General features: G+C 71.1%; 17 protein-coding genes, 1 tRNA gene and 1 pseudogene. 13 read left to right on the forward strand and 6 right to left on the reverse strand.

Annotated elements, in window-relative coordinates; translation table 11 throughout:
* Positions 1-12: 12 nt before the first annotated feature.
* Both OG407_RS26900 and OG407_RS26905 read right to left on the reverse strand, forming a co-directional pair.
* Entirely contained in the window at positions 13-1479 is a 1467-nt protein-coding gene (locus OG407_RS26900) for an aminopeptidase P family protein (protein ID WP_405861891.1), read from the reverse strand.
* 93 nt (positions 1480-1572) lie between these two features.
* Positions 1573-3126 carry a PP2C family protein-serine/threonine phosphatase gene (locus tag OG407_RS26905; protein ID WP_405868620.1) on the reverse strand — a complete coding sequence of 518 codons (1554 nt, stop codon included), beginning with the start codon at positions 3124-3126 and terminating at the stop codon, positions 1573-1575.
* A gap of 462 nt (positions 3127-3588) precedes the next feature.
* On the opposite strand from OG407_RS26905, the gene OG407_RS26910 reads away from it, so the two are divergent.
* Both OG407_RS26910 and OG407_RS26915 read left to right on the forward strand, forming a co-directional pair.
* On the forward strand, positions 3589-4254 hold the full coding sequence (locus tag OG407_RS26910; RefSeq protein ID WP_405861893.1) for a bifunctional DNA primase/polymerase: 666 nt from the start codon (positions 3589-3591) through the stop codon (positions 4252-4254).
* Between the two features lie 56 nt (positions 4255-4310).
* On the forward strand, positions 4311-4877 hold the full coding sequence (locus tag OG407_RS26915) for a hypothetical protein (protein WP_405861895.1): 567 nt from the start codon (positions 4311-4313) through the stop codon (positions 4875-4877).
* Positions 4878-5121: 244 nt separating this feature from the next.
* Here the strand turns inward: OG407_RS26915 and OG407_RS26920 are convergent, their stop codons facing one another.
* The 3 genes from OG407_RS26920 to OG407_RS26930 all read right to left on the reverse strand — a co-directional run bounded on the left by OG407_RS26920 (position 5122) and on the right by OG407_RS26930 (position 7862).
* Positions 5122-6087: a DUF5926 family protein gene (locus tag OG407_RS26920; RefSeq protein ID WP_405861897.1), complete on the reverse strand. Its 966-nt coding sequence runs from the start codon at positions 6085-6087 to the stop codon at positions 5122-5124.
* A 159-nt stretch (positions 6088-6246) separates the two neighbouring features.
* On the reverse strand, positions 6247-6798 hold the full coding sequence (locus OG407_RS26925; RefSeq protein ID WP_405861899.1) for an ATP-binding protein: 552 nt from the start codon (positions 6796-6798) through the stop codon (positions 6247-6249).
* A gap of 230 nt (positions 6799-7028) precedes the next feature.
* Entirely contained in the window at positions 7029-7862 is an 834-nt protein-coding gene (locus OG407_RS26930) for a glycerophosphodiester phosphodiesterase (RefSeq protein WP_405861901.1), read from the reverse strand.
* Positions 7863-8132: 270 nt separating this feature from the next.
* Here OG407_RS26930 and OG407_RS26935 point away from each other — a divergent pair, with 270 nt between their 5' ends.
* The 5 genes from OG407_RS26935 to OG407_RS26955 all read left to right on the forward strand — a co-directional run bounded on the left by OG407_RS26935 (position 8133) and on the right by OG407_RS26955 (position 12612).
* Positions 8133-9683: a S1C family serine protease gene (locus OG407_RS26935; protein ID WP_405861903.1), complete on the forward strand. Its 1551-nt coding sequence runs from the start codon at positions 8133-8135 to the stop codon at positions 9681-9683.
* A gap of 219 nt (positions 9684-9902) precedes the next feature.
* Positions 9903-10520: an RNA polymerase sigma factor gene (locus OG407_RS26940; RefSeq protein WP_405861905.1), complete on the forward strand. Its 618-nt coding sequence runs from the start codon at positions 9903-9905 to the stop codon at positions 10518-10520.
* Positions 10513-11472, forward strand: a complete 960-nt coding sequence (locus OG407_RS26945) for a CU044_5270 family protein (RefSeq protein WP_405861907.1) — start codon at positions 10513-10515, stop codon at positions 11470-11472. The genes OG407_RS26940 and OG407_RS26945 overlap by 8 nt, the downstream gene beginning before the upstream one ends.
* 96 nt (positions 11473-11568) lie before the next feature.
* The gene (locus OG407_RS26950) at positions 11569-12432 is read left to right on the forward strand and encodes a GNAT family N-acetyltransferase (RefSeq protein WP_405861909.1); all 864 of its coding nucleotides are present in this window, start codon (positions 11569-11571) and stop codon (positions 12430-12432) included.
* A gap of 93 nt (positions 12433-12525) precedes the next feature.
* A tRNA-Ser gene (locus tag OG407_RS26955) sits at positions 12526-12612 on the forward strand.
* A 75-nt stretch (positions 12613-12687) separates the two neighbouring features.
* Here the strand turns inward: OG407_RS26955 and OG407_RS26960 are convergent.
* On the reverse strand, positions 12688-13590 hold the full coding sequence (locus OG407_RS26960; protein WP_405861911.1) for a bifunctional DNA primase/polymerase: 903 nt from the start codon (positions 13588-13590) through the stop codon (positions 12688-12690).
* A gap of 357 nt (positions 13591-13947) precedes the next feature.
* On the opposite strand from OG407_RS26960, the gene OG407_RS26965 reads away from it, so the two are divergent.
* The 6 genes and pseudogenes from OG407_RS26965 to OG407_RS26990 all read left to right on the forward strand — a co-directional run.
* A complete protein-coding gene (locus OG407_RS26965) occupies positions 13948-14259 on the forward strand; it encodes a hypothetical protein (RefSeq protein ID WP_019055045.1) in 312 nt (103 codons plus the stop codon).
* Between the two features lie 248 nt (positions 14260-14507).
* Entirely contained in the window at positions 14508-15689 is a 1182-nt protein-coding gene (locus tag OG407_RS26970; protein WP_403589873.1) for an acyl-CoA dehydrogenase family protein, read from the forward strand.
* On the forward strand, positions 15686-16669 hold the full coding sequence (locus OG407_RS26975) for a bifunctional MaoC family dehydratase N-terminal/OB-fold nucleic acid binding domain-containing protein (protein ID WP_405861914.1): 984 nt from the start codon (positions 15686-15688) through the stop codon (positions 16667-16669). Before OG407_RS26970 ends, OG407_RS26975 begins: the two co-directional genes overlap by 4 nt.
* 1 nt (position 16670) lies before the next feature.
* A complete protein-coding gene (locus OG407_RS26980; RefSeq protein ID WP_405861916.1) occupies positions 16671-17735 on the forward strand; it encodes an acyl-CoA dehydrogenase family protein in 1065 nt (354 codons plus the stop codon).
* The gene (locus OG407_RS26985; RefSeq protein ID WP_405861918.1) at positions 17732-18133 is read left to right on the forward strand and encodes a MaoC family dehydratase; all 402 of its coding nucleotides are present in this window, start codon (positions 17732-17734) and stop codon (positions 18131-18133) included. Before OG407_RS26980 ends, OG407_RS26985 begins: the two co-directional genes overlap by 4 nt.
* Positions 18130-19284: pseudogene (locus tag OG407_RS26990) on the forward strand (lipid-transfer protein); the annotation flags it as partial. The gene OG407_RS26985 and the pseudogene OG407_RS26990, both read left to right, overlap by 4 nt.
* Positions 19285-19811 lie beyond the last annotated feature (527 nt).

Below are 19811 nucleotides of genomic sequence, written 5' to 3' on the forward strand. Positions count from 1 at the left end.
GGTCATCGGCCGTCAGCCTTTGAGGGACGCCATCCAGCCCTCGACCTCGGCCGAGGTGCGGGGCAGGCCGTCGGACAGGTTCCGGTTGCCGTCCTGGGTGACGAGGATGTCGTCCTCGATGCGGACGCCGATGCCGCGGTACTCCTCGGGGACGGTGAGGTCGTCCGCCTGGAAGTACAGGCCGGGCTCCACCGTGAGGACCATGCCGGGCTCCAGGGTGCCCTCGACATACGTCTCGGTCCGCGCGGCGGCGCAGTCGTGGACGTCCATGCCGAGCATGTGACCCGTGCCGTGCAGCGTCCACCGGCGCTGGAGGCCCAGCTCCAGGACGCGCTCCACAGGACCTTCGACGAGACCCCACTCGACGACCTTCTCGGCCAGCACGCGCTGTGCCGCGTCGTGGAAGTCGCGGTACTTGCCGCCCGGCTGCACCGCCGCGATACCGGCCTCCTGGGCCTCGTACACGGCGTCGTAGACCTTCTTCTGGACCTCGGTGAAGCGGCCGTTGATCGGCAGGGTGCGCGTCACGTCGGCGGTGTACAGGGTGTGCGTCTCGACGCCGGCGTCCAGGAGGAGCAGGTCGCCGGAGCGGACCGGGCCGTCGTTGCGCACCCAGTGCAGGGTGGTGGCGTGCGGGCCCGCGGCGCAGATCGAGCCGTAGCCGACGTCGTTGCCCTCCACGCGCGCGCGGAGGAAGAACGTGCCCTCGATGTAGCGCTCGCTCGTCGCCTCGGCCTTGTCGAGCACGCGCACGACGTCCTCGAAGCCGCGGACCGTCGAGTCGACGGCCTTCTGCAGCTCGCCGACCTCGAACTCGTCCTTGACCAGGCGTGCTTCGGAGAGGAAGACCCGCAGTTCCTCGTCGCGCTCGGCGGTGACCTTGTCGGTCAGCGCGGCCTCGATGCCGGCGTCGTGGCTCCGGACGACGCGCACGGGGCCGGTGGCTTCGCGCAGGGCGGCGGCCAGTTCGCGGACGTCGGAGGCGGGGATGCCGTAGAGCCGCTCGGCCTCGGTGAGGGAGTGGCGGCGGCCGACCCACAGTTCGCCCTGGCCGGAGAGCCAGAACTCGCCGTTCTCGCGGTCGGAGCGCGGCAGGAGGTAGATCGTCGCCTGGTGGCCCTCGGCGGCCGGCTCCAGGACGAGGACGCCGTCCTCGGTGAGGTTGCCGGTCAGGTACGCGTACTCGACCGACGCCCGGAAGGGGTACTCGGTGTCGTTCGAGCGGGTCTTCAGGTTCCCCGCCGGGATCACCAGGCGCTCGCCCGGGAAGCGCGCGGAGAGCGCGGCACGGCGGCGGGCGGTGTGCTCGGCCTGCTCGACGGGCCGCAGGTCGTGCAGCTCGGTGTCGGCCCAGCCGGACTTCATGCTGTCTGCGAGTTCGTCGGACACGCCGGGGTACAAGCCGTTCTTCCGCTTCTTGATGGGCTCTTCAGGCTCCGCTTCCGGGGTCTCCGGATTGAGCTCGTCGGCCACGGTCATCCTCCTAGATACGGCACTGGACCCCGTCCATCGTACGGTCGTACGGAAGGGGGCCCAGGGCCGTATGGCCTGTTACACATGGCTGTCCGGCGACTACTCGAAGCGAGCCGCCAGGAGGACGACGTCCTCGTCGCTGTCGGCCGTGTCGAGGCCGTCCGGCAGGACCGTGCGCAGCACGTGGTCGGCGATCGCGGCCGGGTCCTCGCGCAGCGCCTTGGGGACGCTGGCGGCCGCCGCGTGCAGGCGGGCGAAGGCGCGGTCCATGGGGTCGCCGGTGCGGTGCAGCAGCCCGTCGGTGTAGAGCAGCACGGTCTCGCCGGCCTCCGCCTCCAGCTCCACGCTCGGCGCCTCCCAGCAGGCGAGCATGCCGAGCGGCGCGGACACGGAGGTCTCCACGAACTCCGTGCGGCGCTCGCCGACCAGGAGCGGCGGGCTGTGTCCGGCGCCGGCCAGGGTGATCTTGCGCAGCGCGGGCTCGCAGTAGGCGAACAGGGCGGTGGCCGAGCGGGCGGGCTCGGTGAGTCTCAGGAGGAGTTCGAGGTCGGACAGGACCGCGACCGGGTCCTCGCCCTCCATCACCGCGTACGCCCGCAGCGACGCGCGGAGCCGGCCCATCGCGGCGATCGCGCTCGGCCCGGAGCCGGTCACCGAGCCGACCGCGAGGCCGAGCGCGGCATCGGGCAGCGGCAGCGCGTCGTACCAGTCGCCGCCACCGCGCGGACCCGTGCGGTGCAGCGCGGCGAGCTGCACACCGGCCACGCGGGGGAGCCGGGACGGCAGCAGCTCCTCGGCGATGGTCGTCATGCACGCGCGCGTGCGCTCGACTTCGAGGACCCGGGCCAGGTGCTCGGTGGCGTACCGGGCGTACAGGCCGACGAGGTGGCGCTGCCGCTCGACCGGCTCGGCGGGCTCGTCGTACAGCCACACGGCGGCTCCCAGGCGCCCGGCCGCGTCGGTCGCCAGGGGCAGCGCGTAACTGGCCGCGTAGCCGAGGCGTACGGCGACCTCGCGATGGCGCGGGTCGAGGGCGTCCTCGGCGAACAGGTCGGGGCGGACGATCTCGCCGCCCTCGCCCCCCGGGGTGCCGACAGGGCCGTCGAGGAGCTGGCCGTAGGACATCGCCCCGCGCGGGACGGTCTCGATGTGGCCGAGGTCGGAGCGGGCGAGGCCGAGGCCGATGGTGGTGTCGGGGCCCAGGCCGTCGCCGGGTTCCAGGACGACGAGTCCGCGGCGGGCGCCCACCAGGGCGGCTCCGGCGCGCAGCAGCTCCTGGAGTGCTTCGTCGAGTGCGTCCGTGCGTGCCAGCCGCTCCGTGAGTTCATGGAGGGTCGTGAGATCGGACACCCAGCCGGCGAGCCGGTCCTGGAGCAGGGCACCTGGCGCGTTCGGAGCGGTGTCAGGCGTGTTCTGGGTGTTCGAGGAGGGGCCCGGAGGGGTATCGGTGGCGGCAGGCGCGGGCGCGACAGTGTGTGCGGGCGAGGGAACCGTTGAATCGATTCCAGCCACTTTCGGAGGGTGCGGGGCGTTCATGGCGTCCGGCTTTCCGACCGGTGCGTATTGCTCAAAAGCATCGCAAACCCCCATGTCATTCTGCGCCGCTGGCAGTGTCTCCACATGTACACGCACTCGTGAGGGGATGTCCAGCATTGTCCTGCCGGGATTCCTGGTGTCCATGGGTCTACGGGTGCTATTTCGCTCTCCCCTTGCGGATTGGCAAAGTTGGCTTAAAACTGCATCAGGGGACGGTCCATTGCGGTCGACTGGGTTTGCTCGACGGAGCGTCACAGCGGTCGTGATGGGTACGTACTCGGAGAAGGCCAGGGGTGGCTGGGGGCCACCCGGAACCTGGTGAAGGACCCGGGCGTCTTAACCACCGACGATCGTGACCCATCCTCCCGTGGCGGAGGCGGAGAGAACTACGCGGGACGGCAAAACGCCAGACTTCGCCACCCCCAATCGCCACGCCCATGCTTTTCAAGCACGCACGGGTTCTCCCTGCCGAAGGCAGGGGTGTGATGCGCCAACAGGTACGCACAGTGAAGTGATCGACACATGATGTGATGTGGTCCTCGGTGTTGCCAGCGGTGCAACGGAAAGGAACGAGCGCTCATGCGCGAGATCCTCGGAAAGCGACGCAGGCTCCTGTCCAGGCGAGACAACAGGAGGTCTGAGATGCTCAGCGCGGCCCTGACCTTCGCGACAGAATGGCAATGGCCCGTACTCCCGGGCGTGGCACCGGACCCCCAGGGCCGGGCCCGTTGCGGCTGTCCGGACCCCGACTGCACAGTGCCCGGTGCACACCCCTTCGATCCCGGCCTCCTCGCGGCCACCACCGACGCCCGCATGGTGCGCTGGTGGTGGGGCAACCGACCCGCCGCGCCGATCGTCCTCGCCACCGGCGACAAGGCTCCCTGCGCGGTCAGCCTGCCCGCAGCCGCGGCCTCCCGGGCCCTCGCCGCGCTCGACGGCCAGGGCATGCGCCTCGGCCCGGTCGTCGCCGCGCCGACCCGCTGGTCGCTGCTCGTCAAGCCGTACTCCCTGGAGCAGTTGGGCGAGCTGCTCTACGCCAAGGACCACGTCCCCGGCTCGCTCCGCTTCCACGGCGAGGGCGGCTATCTCGCCTTGCCCCCCTCCGAGACCGGCCAGGGCCAGATCCGCTGGGAGCGCGCACCACTGCCCGGCTCGTCCTCGCCCTGGGTGCCCGACGTCGAGGCCGTGGTGGACGCCGTGGTCGAGGCCCTCACTCGTACGGGTGTGAGCGCGCCCGAGTTGTAGGGGTGTCGGGCGTGCGCGGGACATGGCGCCCGTAGTTGGTCGTTATCTTCCGACACATGAACCTTCGTCTGCTCGCCCTCGCGGGCGTCGCGGTGTGCGCGGTCGCGCTGCCGCTGGCCGTGGCGTCCGCGGGACCCGTACGCGACGAGGGTCACGCGGTCGTACGGTCCCTGGTCCACTCCTCGGATTCCTCCGGCTCCTCCGAAGGCGACGCCAAGGCGCCGTCCGTCGCGCCCTCGCCCGTCCGCTCCCCGCTGACGCTCGGCCTGGGACTGGCTACGGCGGCCCGCTGCGGACCCGAGCTCTCCTCCCCCGACGGCATCGAGGCGCAGACCTGTGTCATGACGCAGGGTGAGGACACCTGGGCGCGCACCTACTACCGGAACGCGACCGGCGACGACCTGGACTCGGTGCTGAGCCTCATGGGTCCGGCGGACCGCACCGTACAGATGCACTGCGTCGTGGCGGCCGAGGACGAGCCCGCGCTGTGCGAGACACCCCGGGAGCGGACACGGGGCGAGCTGGCGGCCTACACGGCCGTGGCGGAGTTCGCGGGGCGGAGTGGGAGCGGGCCGCTGCTGCTCCGCTCGGGGAGCAACTCCTCGGCGCCTACGGCGAGTTGACGGACGACGTCGTTCCGTACACGCGGGCCGGGCATGAAAAGACCCGGTTGCTGGCGACGGGGGATGCACCAGCAACCGGGCTACTCGAACGGTAACAAGAGATCGGCGGTTCGCAAATTCGATCTCGGCTATTCGGACACCGACTTCCCTTTCACAACGGGGAGTTGTGACAGGAGTCACCCGAGTGAACAGGCCTGTTGCGGCTGAACGGTCGGTCAGTCGAACCCTTGGCCCATTCCGGGTGTCAGCTCAGCGTGACCTGCCGGTTGGTGAGGCCGCCCCGCGCGCGGCGCTCGTCCGCGGTGAGCGGTGCCTCCGTGGCCAGAGCGGCGGCGAGGCGCTCGGCGAACTCGGCGGCCGGCTTCTCGATGTCGTCCGCGCCGAGCCCGCTCGGCAGGTCCCAGACGGGCACGGTCAGCCCATGAGCACGGAAGGACCCCACGAGACGGGTGCCCTCGCCGAGACCGGAGCGTCCCGCGGCGTGCAGCCGGGCGAGACCGTCCAGAAGCTGCTCCTCCGGGTACGGCATGACCCAGCGCAGATGGTTCTTGTCCGGGGTCTCGCACCAGTACGCGGCGTCCACGCCCTGGAGCTTCACGGTCGGGATGGCGGCGGCGTTGGCGCGCTCCAGGGAGGCGGTCACCTCCGGCGCCGCGTTCTCCGCCTCCGGGACCCAGAATTCGAAGCCCGGGTGCACAACTGGCTCGAACGTGCCTTCCGGGTCGAGCAGATCCTGCAGTCGCGGACCCTCGGCCGGGGCGCGGCGGGCCTGCACCGGAGTGCCCGGCTCGGCGGCCAGCGCGCGCTGGAGGGTGTCGGCGAGGTCGCGGCTGATGTCGCCGGAGGCCGTGTCGTTCTGCAGGCCGAGCAGCACCGAGCCGTCGTCCCGGCGCAGGGCCGGCCAGGCCATCGGCAGCACCGTGGCGAGCGTGACCGACGGAACCCCTTCGGGGAGACCGCCCTTCAGCGGCAGCGCGACCGTGGCCGCGGGCACCAGCTCGCGCAGCGCCACCCAGTCGCCCTCGCCGGGCAGCCCCTCGAAGGGGCGCTGCACCAGCTCGGTCACCGCGTGCGCGGCGGCCCGGCCGTGGCAGGCCTTGTAGCGGCGGCCGCTGCCGCAGGGGCAGGGCTCGCGGGCACCGACGACCGCGACCTCTCCGTCGCTGAGCTGCGGCCGCCTGGCCGTGGTCTGGGGGCGCTTCTTGGCCATCGTGGGTGTCTCCCGGTTACGGCTCGTCTCGTACGGGCGGGAGCCTAGCCGTTCACGCCATGAGCGACGGGAGCCTGTGGACAACCCGGCGGGTGTGGACGGCGGCCTGTGGGCGACGCGGGCGGGTACGGGCGACGTGGACAGGTACGGGCCGGCGGGTCAGTCCAGGTCGTCGAACGCGTCCGCGAACTCCAGCCGGGGGATCGCCGACACCGTGGGAGCCGTGACGCGCGTAGCGAAGTCGTCGCGTCGGTGCCCGGCGTCCGGATCATCGACGTCGTCCTGCACGACGACCCACACGGTGACCTCGCCCCGGGTGTCGTCCCGTACGCCCCAGTCGTCGGCCAGCGCGGTGATGATGTTCAGGCCGCGTCCGCCGCGCGCCGTCACCGACGGGGTCGCCGGGGCCGGGCGGGTCGGGCCGCCGCCGTCCGTCACCTCGACCGTGAGCCGGCCGTCCGTGTCCACGCGCCAGGCGCACCGGACGTCGCCGTCACCGGCCAGGGCGTCGCCCAGCGGCCGGCCGTGCTTGCACGCGTTGCTCAGCAGTTCGGAGAGGATCAGTACGGCGTCGTCGATGACCGCTTCCGACACACCGCCCGTGCGCAGTTGATCGCGCATGCGATGTCGTGCTTCCCCCACGCCCGCAGGGCCATGGGACACGGCCATGCTCGACGACGTGGGCACCTCCTGTGCCACCACCAACGCCACCCCCGAGACCTCCTTCGCCCCACGCCACGGTGTGGATGCCCCATGGGCCTGTACCGGAAACCGGCCAATCCACGTTCAGTGACGCATTCGCAACGATCGAACACGGACCGAACGCGCCGGTGCACTCCCTGTAATCGAGTGGCCTGTTTTCGACGGTGTGGCCGGGTTCGGAGGATGGTGCAGGTGAGGTGGCCGGGTCAAGGGGTGTTTGGCGGTCTTTATGAGGTTGTTTACCGTGCGCGGCCGAGCTGGCTCAGAACGGCCCCCGGCCGGTTGGTGATGATGGCGTCAATGCCCAGGTCAACGCAGAGATCGACGTCCTCGGGCTCGTTGACCGTCCACACGTGCACCTGGTGACCGGCGTTTTTCAGCCGCTCGATGTACGCAGGGTGATTGCGCACGATCCGGATCGAGGGGCCTGCGATCCGGACACCGGCCGGAAGTCGACCGTCCCGCAGGCGGGGCGAGAGGAACTGCAGCAGGTACACCGTCGGCAGCGTCGGGGAGGCGGCCCGCACCCGGTGCAGCGAGCGCGCCGAGAAGCTCATGACCCGTACCGGGGAGTCGGCGGCGGTGGCCGGGGCGTCCAGGCCGAAGCGCTTCAGGAGCACCAGCAGCCGTTCCTCGACCTGGCCCGCCCAGCGCGTCGGATGCTTCGTCTCGATGGCCAGCTCCACGCGCCGGCCCGCGTCCGCGACGAGTTCGAGCAGCCGCTCCAGGGTGAGCACGGAGGTGTCCTCGCGGTCCTCCGGGAGGTGCTCCCAGTCGGGCTCCTCGTCCCGCGTCGTACGGGAGTCGCGGCCCTTCCAGGAACCGAAGTCCAGGGTGGCCAGATCGGCGAGCTCCAGCGCCGAGACCGCCCCGCGCCCGTTCGACGTGCGGTTGACGCGGCGGTCGTGGACGCAGACGAGATGGCCGTCGGCGGTCAGCCGTACATCGCATTCGAGGGCGTCCGCACCGTCCTCGATCGCCTTCTTGTAGGCGGCGAGGGTGTGCTCGGGGGCCTCTTCGGAGGCTCCGCGGTGGGCGACGACTTGGATCCGGTGCTGCCGTGCGAGGGTCACCGCGTCATGGTGCCACCGCGACGGGGAAGGCGTGGAACCGAAGGGTGGTGGACGGCTCACAGGGGCTATGTCTTGTTAGCCCGACAGGTCCCTTATAAAGGTTCGCCATGAACACACAGGCACCGCTTATGGTGCTCTGACGGCCGGTGGGAAAAGCTGACGGCATACAAAAGCACATGCACAGCTGTTTCGCGCCGGACCGATCGACAAGCGTGAAGAGTGTGACCGCATGCTTCCGAGAACAACAGCCGTGGACCGAGGAGAAGAGCTGTGAGCACCGAGAACGAGGGCACTGAGGTACCCCCGGCCCCGTCTGCACCTCCTGTGCCGGTGGAATCTCCCGCAGCTTCCCCGCAGGCGGCCGCGGCCGAGGGGGGCGCGCCCACCACGCAGCTCCCGCCGGTGCCTCCGGGCGCCCCGCAGGACACGCTGCACGCGGGCCCCGCTCCGGCGTACGCCGGAACGCCCCAGCAGGGCACGGGATCCGCTCCCGACGCCGCCTGGCCGCCCCCGCCGCCCGCCACCCCGTCGTACGCCGACAGCGGCGCGGGCGCGTACGGCGGCGAGGGCGTCGGCGGATACGGCGGTGACGCGGCCGGCGGCGGGTACGGCGGCGACGGCTACGGAGGTGACGGCGCCGGAACCGGTGGCGGCTGGGGAACGCCGTACCAGCAGCCCGCGCCCAAGAAGCCCGGTGGCGGACGCGGCGGCCTGATCGCCGCCGTGCTGATCGCCGCGCTGGTCGCCGGCGGCCTGGGCGGTGGCCTCGGCTACACGCTGGCCAAGGACAACGACGACAACAGCAACTCCACCACCGTCTCCGCCGACACCGGCAGCAGCGCCTCCGTGAAGCGCGACCCGGGCACCATCGCGGGCGTCGCCGCCAAGTCGCTGCCCAGCACGGTCACCATCGAGGCCGAGAGCACCAGCGGCGAGGGCGGCACGGGCACGGGCTTTGTCTTCGACACCCAGGGCCACATCGTCACCAACAACCACGTCGTCGCCGACGCGGTCGACGGCGGCAAGCTCACGGCGACCTTCCCGGACGGCAAGAAGTACGACGCCGAGATCGTCGGCCACGCCCAGGGCTACGACGTCGCGGTCATCAAGCTCAAGGACGCCCCCAGCAACCTGAAGCCGCTCGCCCTCGGCGACTCGGACAAGATCGCCGTCGGCGACGAGACGATCGCGATCGGCGCCCCCTTCGGCCTGTCCAACACGGTGACCACGGGCATCATCAGCGCCAAGAACCGCCCGGTGGCCTCCAGCGACGGCAGCTCCACCAGCAAGGCGTCGTACATGAGCGCCCTGCAGACCGACGCCTCGATCAACCCCGGCAACTCGGGCGGCCCGCTGCTCGACGCGCAGGGCTCGGTCATCGGCATCAACTCCGCGATCCAGTCGACCAGCAGCGGCGGCCTCGGCTCCACCAGCCAGTCCGGTTCGATCGGCCTGGGCTTCGCCATCCCGATCAACCAGGCGAAGTACGTCGCCCAGCAGCTGATCAAGACCGGCAAGCCGGTGTACGCCAAGATCGGCGCGTCCGTCTCCCTGGAGGACAGCACCTCCGGAGCGACGATCACCGCCGAGGGCGTCAGCGGCTCCTCCTCGGTGGAGGCCGGCGGCCCCGCGGCCAAGGCGGGCCTCAAGGCCGGCGACGTCATCACCAAGCTCGACGACTCGGTGATCGACAGCGGCCCGACCCTGATCGGCGAGATCTGGACCCACAAGCCGGGCGACAAGGTCAAGATCACGTACAAGCGCGGCGGTACGGAGCACACGACCGACCTGACCCTGGGGTCGAGGGTCGGCGACAGCTGACCTAACACCGAACGATCAGACGACCGACCGGCGGGCCGGGCAAGGGATTCCTTGCCCGGCCCGATCGTTTTTCGCCCTCCACGCGCGTGTGTGCATACGGCTGAACCCGACTCGGGGACCTTGGGGACCTCGATTCGGGAACTGGATTCCTCCCTGCGGCGAAGTACGGGTGAAAGCCCAATCTTCATCAGCGTGTCCGCAAGGACGAGAGGAGCCCCGATGACCGTCCGACCAGGCGTCAGCGTGGGGCAGGACAGTGACGCCTCGGTGATCGAACGGTCGTGGGTTGAGCCCGAGGCATTCGCCGTGCTCTTCGACCGCCACGCCGACTCGGTGCACCGTTACGCGGCGCGCCGGCTCGGTACGGAGGTCGCCGAGGACCTGATGGCGGATACGTTCACCACCGCGTTCCAGCAGCGCTTCCGGTACAACACGGAACTGGCCGACGCCCGCCCGTGGTTGTTCGGTATCGCGACCAACCTCATAGGCAGGCACCGGCGTGCCGAGGCCCGGCGGCTGAAGGCGATCGGCCGGCTGCCGTCGGCCGCCCGCGCCGACGGTTCCGAGGACCCGGTCGCCGACCGGGTGGCCGCGCGGGTCAGCGCACAGGCCGTACGGGGCGAACTGGCCCTGGCGATGGCCCGGTTGCCCGCCCGGCACCGGGACGTGCTGCTGCTGGTCGCCTGGGCCGACCTCGGCTACGAGGAGGTCGCCCGCGCCCTGGAGGTACCGGTGGGGACGGTCCGGTCACGGCTGCACAGGGCCCGCAGAAAACTTCGCGACGCATTGGGCGGATCCGATCCGACAGCCTTCCGAGAGGAATCCGACGATGAGTGAACCGAGGAACGAACTCCACCTCCTGAGGGAGTGGGACGCCGACACACCCCCGCTCACGGACCCCGCACGCGCGCGTGCCCTTTTCCGCCTCCACCAGGCGATGCTCACGCCCACCACCCTCGCCCCCGCTCCCGCGGCCGTACGACGCCGTCCGGTGCTGCGGATGGCGGTGGCGGGCGTCGCGGCCGCGGCGGTGGCGACGAGTGTGGTGATCGCCGCGAACGACGACTCCTCCCCCCGCACCCAGCCGGTGAGCGCGACCACCGTGCTGCACGGCGCGGCGACCGAGGAACGCCGACTGGAGAGGCCGATCGCCCCGCGCGACGACCAGTTCATCTACACCAAGGAGATCATCAAGGAGACCCCGACCGGCGGCGGCCGGACCAGGACGTACGTCGACGAGAGCTGGGACTCGGTCGACGGCTCCAAGAGGTCCTACGTCAGCGAGCTGGGCCAGAAGCAATGGGTCCCGGTGTATCCGCCGAACCAGACCGACTGGCCGCCGCGCAGGTGGCCCCTGCTGAAGCAACTGCCCACCGATCCGGGCAAGTTGCTGATCGCCCTCCGGGACGGTCCCGGAAAGCCGGACTTCAACAGGCCGATGAAGGCCGCCGACTGGCCGATCACCCAGGTCTTCGTCTCCGGTCTGCTCCGCACCTCTGTGCTGCCGAGGGGGCTGCGCTCGGCAGCCTACGAGGCGCTCGCCGCCGTCCCCGGCATCAAGGTCCTGCCCCACCAGAAGGACGCCGACGGCCGCGTGGGCATCGGCATCCAGTACGTGGGACCCGCCGGAACCCCTTGGGCGAAGGGCGCCCCGGTCCTGGTCTTCGACGCGAAGACCTACCGGTACCTCGGCATGCACGATCGGCGCACGGCGGGCGGGACGACGTACGAACAGTGGTCGTACGTCGCCGCGAGCGCTGTGGTGGACCGGGTGATGCAGCGGCCGTAGGGGCGTGACGTGCCGGTCGGCGGGGTGCCTGAGTACTCGGCGAGGATCGCTGAGCAAAACACAGGCGCACGCCGCCGGCACGGGAAATCATGAACCATGCGACCGGATGACTGGCACCTCACCGAAGACCTGGACGACTTCCTCGCCGGCGGCGGGGAGTTCCTGCGTTCGCGCCCCGCCCCGCACACCACGGCGTTGACGACGATGGAAAGACTGCGCACGCGCGGGTCGGCCGAATACGGCGACGGAGCCACCCTGTTCGGCCGGCTGGAACGAGCGGGCAAGGTCGGCGCCACCTTCTACCGCCTCCCGTCCCGCGGCCTGGCACCCACCTCCCTCACCCCCGAGCAGGCCGACGGCCTCGCCGCCCACCTGGCGGGCCTCGGGCACTCCCTGCCCTACGTCACGGCGGACCAGAACACAGCGACCGCCTTCGCGGAGGCATGGCAACGGCACACCGGCGCGACGTCGAAACTCCGCGTCCGCCTCCACCTGTACCGACTCGGCACCCTCACCCCTCCGGAACCGTTCCCGGAGGGCCACGCCCGGGTCGCGGGCGAGGGGGACCACGCCCAAGTCGTCCACTGGTGCCACGAGTTCGCCGCCGCCGTGGACGAGGTCCTCCCCACCTCCTGGGCCGACACCCGCTTCGCGGACAAGCACTTCACCTTCTGGGAGACCCCGGACGGCACCCCGGTCTCCATCGCCGGCTCGACCGCGAAGATCGGCGACATGGTCCGCGTGGACCCCGTCTACACCCCGCCCCACCTCCGTGGCCGCGGCTACGCCGCCGCCGTGACGACCGAGGTGACGAGAGCCGCCCTGGCCACGGGCGCGAAGGAGGTCGTCCTCTTCACGGACCCGGGCAACCCGACCAGCAACGCCCTCTACCAACGGCTCGGGTATGTCCGGATCACCGACTGGGCTGTGTACGACTTCTCGGGTGGGGCGGCGGAGTAGCCGACCCTGGCCGGCGAAGCCGGACCACGCACCCCGCGAACCCCTCGGTGCCGGTACGCTGTACCCGCTCCGTCCCTGGTGGGCGCGTGCGCAGGTGGGTTGCCCGAGCGGCCTAAGGGAACGGTCTTGAAAACCGTCGTGGCAGCGATGTCACCGTGGGTTCAAATCCCACACCCACCGCGGTGTTTGTAAGGGGTGTCCTCCAAGGAGGACACCCCTTACGCATGTCTCTCTTACGGGTGTCGCGGACCGGGTCTACGGCCGATGCCCCGTCATCCGGGCCGCCGAGGCGATCGTCGCCCGGGCTTCCCGTTCCGACAGCCCCGTGCCCAGGGCCGCCTCCACCAGGGGGTCGATCAGCGCGGGGCCGATGTCGTTCTCGTAGGCGCGGCAGGCTGCCCAGAAGAGGCGGGTGTTGCGTTGGCCCTCGTGGGCGGCGAGGACGAACTGGACCAGGCCCTGGCCGTGTTGGCCGGTCGAGGCGGGGGTGGGGTGGTTCGTGCGGGGTGGGGGGAGCAGGAGGCGTAGGAGCGAGGGCGGGCAGGGAGCCGGGGCCAGGTGGGCGGTGGCCGGGGCGGCGCCGTAGAGGCCGTGGTCCGTGCGGGAGCCGGGGCCTACGAGGTAGCCGCCGGCGCCGCGGATGTCGATGCCGGGGGCGAGCCGGCTCGCGGAGTTGGGGACGGTCACGTCGGGCGGGCCGCTGAGCCAGAGGTGGCGGCCGCCGCTGGGGGTCAGGACGACGACGGTCTCGGGGATCGTGAACAGGTGGCGGAGGGCGAGTTCGCGCAGGGCGGACGAGGAGTCCGTGCCGGACTTGGTGTCCAGGTCGATGCCGATCAGATGGTGCGGCGGCAGTCCGCACGCGATGCCGTAGCCGGTGGCCCAGGGCGCGGCGGCGAACAGTTCGCGGATGCGCGCCGGGTCGGTCGAGGCGTCGTACACCCCGTGGCCGAGGCGTCCGCACTCGCCGTGGCAGCGCGGGCCCGCCGGGTTCACCGTGCCCGCCTCGCCCGCCGGGGGCGACGGATCGTCGTGGTGCGGGGAGCGCAGGGCCGGGAGTTTCGTGCGGGACAGGGGGATCACGGCCAGTCCGCGTTCGGCGGCTGACAGGGCGTGTGCGAGGGCCAGCGTCGTGGCCTGCCGGTCTGTGGTGGCCATACCTCCATGTTCGTACGAGTGTTCGAAAAAGGGAAGAGGGGGAGGCGGCGACTCGCCGAGGCGGGCGGATTGGCCGGAAATCTGGCGGAACGCTTCGCCTCTTGGGGCGCCTGGGGCGAGCTGTCCGTACTGCCCTGAACTGCGGCTTGAAGGTGGGTGAAGGGGTTTATCGACTTGTCATCACGCTTCAGGGGGAATAACCGCTTCCGGTCTGGTTCGCCGGGGATTCGGTGGGCAACTCTGGTTCCGCGACGTCGTGCACAACACCGAGGCGGTCGGCCAACTGCCCTGGTAGAAGCCGTACTTCATGTGCGTCCGGCTACGAAGCCGGTACGCAACCTGTTCTGGAGGAACAACATGGCAAGCATCCGTACCGCCCGCGTCATCGCCGCCGTCTCCGCCCTCCCGCTGGCAGCCGCCCTCTTCACCGGCGTCGCGGCGGCGGACAACGGCGCCATCGCGGGCAACGGATCGAACGCGGGTGTGGCGACCGTCAGCGGGAGCGGGGTCGGGCACGACAACAAGGGCAACTCGTCCACCACACAGCAGCAGGCGGTCGGCTCGGGGGCCTCGAACCAGAGCAACACCGCCCAGGTCAACGGGTCCGCGTTCACCGCCATCAACCAGGGAAACGAGAACGTCGCCGTCAACTTCGCCAACTTCTGGTAGCCGCGCCCGACTTCCGCGTGGGGATGCGCGGGGGTGCGTGAGGTGTGCTCTCTGGGGTTGTGACGCGTCTGCGCGGTGGTGCTACGGCACCGCCGCGCAGACGTTTTTCGTGCACCACGCGCGCGTGCCCGGGCGGATGGACGGCTGTGCCGTGACGACCTTGACAGTGCACGGCATCTGACGGACAGTCAGAAACCCTTGTCCGTACGACGCCCACGACACCTACGTCGCCCCGGAGGTCCGCCGTCGTGCACCTCGCCCCCACCGAACGCCAGCGGCGGTTGCGCGCCGAACTCCGTTCCTACTTCGCCGAGTTGATGCCGGACGGGCCACCCGGCGCGGACGACCCCCAGGGCCAGCGGGCCCTGCTGCGCCGGATCGGCGGCGACGGCTGGCTCGGGCTCGGGTGGCCGGTCGAGTACGGCGGTCAAGGGCGGGGCGCGGACGAGCAGTTCGTGTTCTTCGACGAGGCCTACCGCGCGGGCGCGCCCGTGTCGATGGTCACCCTGAACACCGTCGGACCGACCCTCATGAAGTACGGCAGCGAGGAACAGAAGGCCGCGCTCCTGCCGGGCATCCTGCGCGGGGAACTCGTCTTCGCCATCGGCTACAGCGAACCCTCGGCCGGCACGGATCTCGCGTCCCTGCGGACGCGCGCGGTGCGTGACGAGCGAGGCTGGCTGATCGACGGGCAGAAGATCTTCACCTCCAACGCCCACAACGCCGACTGGATCTGGCTCGCCTGCCGCACCGACCCCGAGGCCCCCAAGCACCGCGGCATCTCGATCGTCCTCGTCCCGACCGACGCACCCGGCTTCTCGTGGACCCCGATCGAGACGGTCGGCGGGCAGCGGACGACGGCCACGTACTACGACGGGGTCCGCGTCCCGGCCGGCAACCTTGTCGGCGCGGAGAACGAGGGCTGGTCCCTCATCACCAACCAGCTCAACCACGAGCGGGTCGCCCTCGCCGCGACCGGAATGCAGGCCGAGGAGTTCTACGCCGCCGTGCTGACCGCCGCCCGCACGCCCGATCCGGTGACGGGGCGGCGCCGGGTTGACGAGCCGTGGGTGCGCTCACAGCTGGCCGAGGCACATGCCCGGCTGGCGGCAACGCGCCTGCTCAACTGGCGTTTGGTGGGTGATGTCGGGGCGGGCCGGCTGGCCCCCGGCGACGCGAGCGGCGTGAAAGTCGTGGGAACCGAATCGACGGTGGCGGTGTACCGAATATGTCAGCACATCGCCGGGGCGGACGGACCGGCGGGACTGGCAGGACTGGTGCGTTCGGGCTCGCCGGGCGCGTTCGGGGACGGCGAGCTGGAGCGGTTGAACAGGGCGGCACAGATCAACACGTTCGGGGGCGGGGTGAGCGAGGTGCAGCGGGAGATCGTCGCGACGATGCGGCTCGGGATGACGAGGGGGCGGAGGTGAACACAGTGGTCGACGAGCTGGGGGCGCGGCTCAGGACGTACGAGGGGCGGGCTGCGGCCGTCGCGGGCCGGGGCAAGGATCCCGTCAACGAGCCGATGATCAGGCACTGGTGCGAGGCCATGGGCGACACCGATCCCGCGTACGCGGGCCCGGACGCCGTCGCCCCGCCCACCATGCTCCAGGCGTGGACCATGGGCGGCCTCTCCGGCCACACGGGACGCACGGGGGCCTACGACGAGCTGTTCGACCTCCTAGACGCGGCGGGCTGCACCTCGGTGGTCGCCACCGACTGCGAGCAGGAGTACCTACGGCCTCTGCGGCCGGGCGACGAGGTCACGTTCGACGCGGTGATCGAGTCGGTGTCGGACCGCAAGACGACGAAGCTGGGCACGGGGTACTTCGTCACGACACGCATGGACGTCCGGGTGGGCCCGGACCTCGTCGGCACCCACCGCTTCCGCATCCTCAAGTACGCCCCCGCACACCCGAGGGGGAAGGGGAAGGAGGAGGGCAAACGGGAGGGGAAGGGGGCCCGCGCGCGGCGGCCGCGGCCCGTCGTCAACCGGGACAACGCCGGCTTCTGGGAGGGCGTGGAGCGGCATCAACTCCTCATCCAGCGCTGCACGAACTGCGGGACGCTGCGCCACCCCTGGCTGCCGGGCTGCAACGCCTGCGGCGGCCTGGACTGGGACACGGTCGAGGCGAGCGGGGAGGGGACCGTCTACTCGTATGTGGTGATGCACCACCCGCCCTTCCCCGCCTTCGATCCTCCCTACGCGGTCGGGCTGATCGAACTCGCCGAGGGCGTGCGGATCGTCAGCAACGTGGTGGGGGTGCCGTACGACAAGGTGCGCATCGGGCTGCCGGTACGGCTCGAATTCCGGCGGTACGACGAACCTCAGGGGGCCGGCGACGAGGCCGGCCCGTTGGTGCTCCCCGTCTTCCGGGTCCAGGAAGGCCGAGAGGGCGGGGTGGGCTGACATGGACTTCACGCCCACGGAGGAGCAGACGGCGGCCCGTGATCTCGCCGCCCGGATCTTCGGCGACCTCGCGACACCCGAGCGGCTCACGGCGGCCGGGACGGACAGCGATCCCGAGCTGTGGAAGGCCCTGTGCGCGGCCGGACTGGTGGGCGCCGTCGAGGAGTTGGGCCTGCTCGGTCTCGTGCTGCTCCTGGAGGAACAGGGGCGGACGACGGCCCAGGTGCCCTTCGCGTCGACCTGTGTGTACGGGCTGCTGGCGGTGGCGGCGCATGGTTCGCCCGAGCAGCGGGAGCGGTTGTTGCCGGGGATCGGGGACGGGTCGGTGGTGGTGTGCGGGGCGTTTCCGGCGCAGGGGGGTGTGCGGGCCTCCGTACAGGGCGAGTTGAGCGGGACGGTTCCTGTCGTTCCCTGGCTGCGGGATGCCACGCATGTTCTTGTCGCCGACGATCAGCGGGGGTTGTGGCTGACCCCGGTCACGGAGGCCGCGCGCGTCGAGGCGGTCGAGCTGACGGCACCTTGGTCGGCGGGGCGACTGACGCTGGACGGGGCATCGGCGGAGCGGCTCGGGTCCTATGCCCGCTCCTCGGCTTCGCCCCCAACTCCCTCTCCCTATACGGACGTTCTGGCGACCGCACGCACGGCCTTCGCCGGGCTCCAGGCCGGGGTGTGTGCCGGTTCGCTCGCTCGGGCTGTGGCGCATGTGAATGCCCGGGAGCAGTTCGGGCGTCCGTTGGCGACGCGGCAGGCGGTTCAACTCCGGGCGGCCGACGCGCACATGGACATCGAGGCGATACGGGTGACGGCGTACGAGGCGGCCTGGCGGCGGGATGCGGGGCTGCCGTACGCCACGCACGCGTTGACCGCCGCCTGGTGGGCGTCCGAGGCGGGCCAGCGTGTCGTCCACGCGGGTCAGCATCTGCACGGCGGGGCGGGGGCCGACCTGGACCATCCGGTGCACCGGCACTTTCTCTGGGGGCGGCAGTTGGACGCGTATCTAGGTGGCGGGGGCGAAGTGCTGCAAGAACTGGGGGAGTTGATCGTGAGCGAGGAGATGCGGTCATGAGGGCAGGTGAGGAGTTGCCCCCGCTGGAGATCGAGATCACCCGGACCCTGATCGTCGCCGGGGCCGTCGCCTCACGGGACTACCAGGACGTGCACCACGACGCGGAGGCGGCGCGGCAGAAGGGCTCCCCCGACATCTTCATGAACATCCTGACGACGAACGGTCTGGTCGGGCGTTACATCACGGACCACTTCGGACCGGGAGCGGTCCTCCGCAAGGTGGCCATACGGCTCGGTGCGCCCAACTACCCCGGCGACACGATGGTGTTGACGGGGCGGATCGAGGAGACGGACGGCGACACCGCGACCGTGCGGGTGCTCGGGGCGAACGGCATCGGCAGGCATGTGACCGGCACGGTCACGGTCACCGTGCCGAGGACGAGGGAGGCCGGGACATGAGCACCCGTACCCGCGACACCCTCGGTGGGCAGGCGGCGATCGTCGGGATCGGGGCGACGGAGTTCTCCAAGGACTCGGGGCGCAGTGAGTTGCGGCTGGCGGTCGAGGCGGTGGGGGCCGCGTTGGACGACGCGGGGCTGACGCCGGCGGACGTGGACGGGATGGTCACGTTCACGATGGACACCAACCCGGAGATCACCGTGGCCCAGGCCTGCGGGATAGGTGAGCTGTCCTTCTTCTCCCGGGTCCACTACGGCGGTGGCGCGGCCTGCGCGACCGTCCAGCAGGCGGCGCTGGCCGTGGCGGCGGGGGTCGCGGAGGTGGTGGTCTGCTACCGCGCCTTCAACGAGCGGTCGGGGCGCAGATTCGGTTCGGGGGTGACGCACCGGGAGCCGTCGGCGGAGGGCGCGGCGCTCGGCTGGGCGCTGCCGTTCGGGCTGCTCACGCCGGCGTCGTGGGTGGCGATGGCGGCGCAGCGGTATCTGCACACCTACGGGCTGACGCCGGAGGTGTTCGGGCAGGTGGCGGTGGTCGACCGCAAGTACGCGGCGACGAACCCGGCGGCGTACTTCCACGGCAGACCGATCACGCTCGCCGAGCACGCGGCGTCGCGGTGGATCGTGGAGCCGTTGCGGTTGCTGGACTGCTGTCAGGAGACGGACGGGGCCCAGGCGATCGTCGTCACCTCGGTGGAGCGGGCCCGCGACCTGCCGCGTCCGCCCGCGGTCATAGCGGCGGCGGCGCAGGGTGCCGGGCGGGCGCAGGAGCAGATGACCAGTTTCTACCGCGACGATCTGACCGGCCTGCCGGAGATGGGCGTGGTCGCGCGGCAGTTGTGGCGGACGGCGGGGCTGGGCCCGGAGGACATGGACGTGGCGATCCTGTACGACCACTTCACGCCGTTCGTGCTGATGCAGCTGGAGGAGTTCGGGTTCTGCGGAAAGGGGGAGGCGGCGGACTTCGTGGCCGAGGATCGACTGCCGATCAACACGCACGGAGGACAACTCGGGGAGGCGTATCTCCACGGGATGAACGGCATCGCGGAAGGGGTCCGCCAGCTGCGCGGCACCGCGGCGAACCAGATACCGGGGGCTGATCGGGTTCTGGTGACGGCGGGGACGGGGGTGCCTACGTCGGGACTGGTGCTCACGGGCCTTGCGGAGCCTGCGACTCCGGCCGCCTTCGCGGCAGCGTCTGCCGTCTTTGCGGCTCCGGCGACCCTGGCCGCCTCGGCGGCAGCTCCTGCCGCGCCAGCGACTCCTGTCGGCTTGGCGGCAGCCGCCGTTGCCCTTGCCGCCCCGGCGATCTCCACCGGCCGCACGGCCCCGGCGACCGCCACCGTCCTCGCAGACCCGGCCGCCCCTACGACCCCGGCCGCTCTCTCAACCTCCGCCGCTTCAACAGCCCCACCACCCCTACCGCCCCCACCCCTCATACCTCAGACGGGTGACCCCCAGGGGTAAACCCGCAGTACATGTCAGGCGCTCGTCCACCTTCAGGAGGTGGAGCCAGCCCCACCCCTACAACCTGAGGCGGAGTCTGCTTCGGGACCTGCGGCCGATCCGGAGGTGTGGGGGTCACTCATAGCGTGGAGCCATGACCACAGCAGTCTGCATCAGCGCGTCGAACGCCGCCGCACGGGCCGCCGCCGGAGCCGCCACCAGGCCTGCCACCCGGC

This window comes from Streptomyces sp. NBC_01515, assembly GCF_045040345.1.
In the GTDB taxonomy this organism is placed as follows: Bacteria; Actinomycetota; Actinomycetes; order Streptomycetales; family Streptomycetaceae; genus Streptomyces.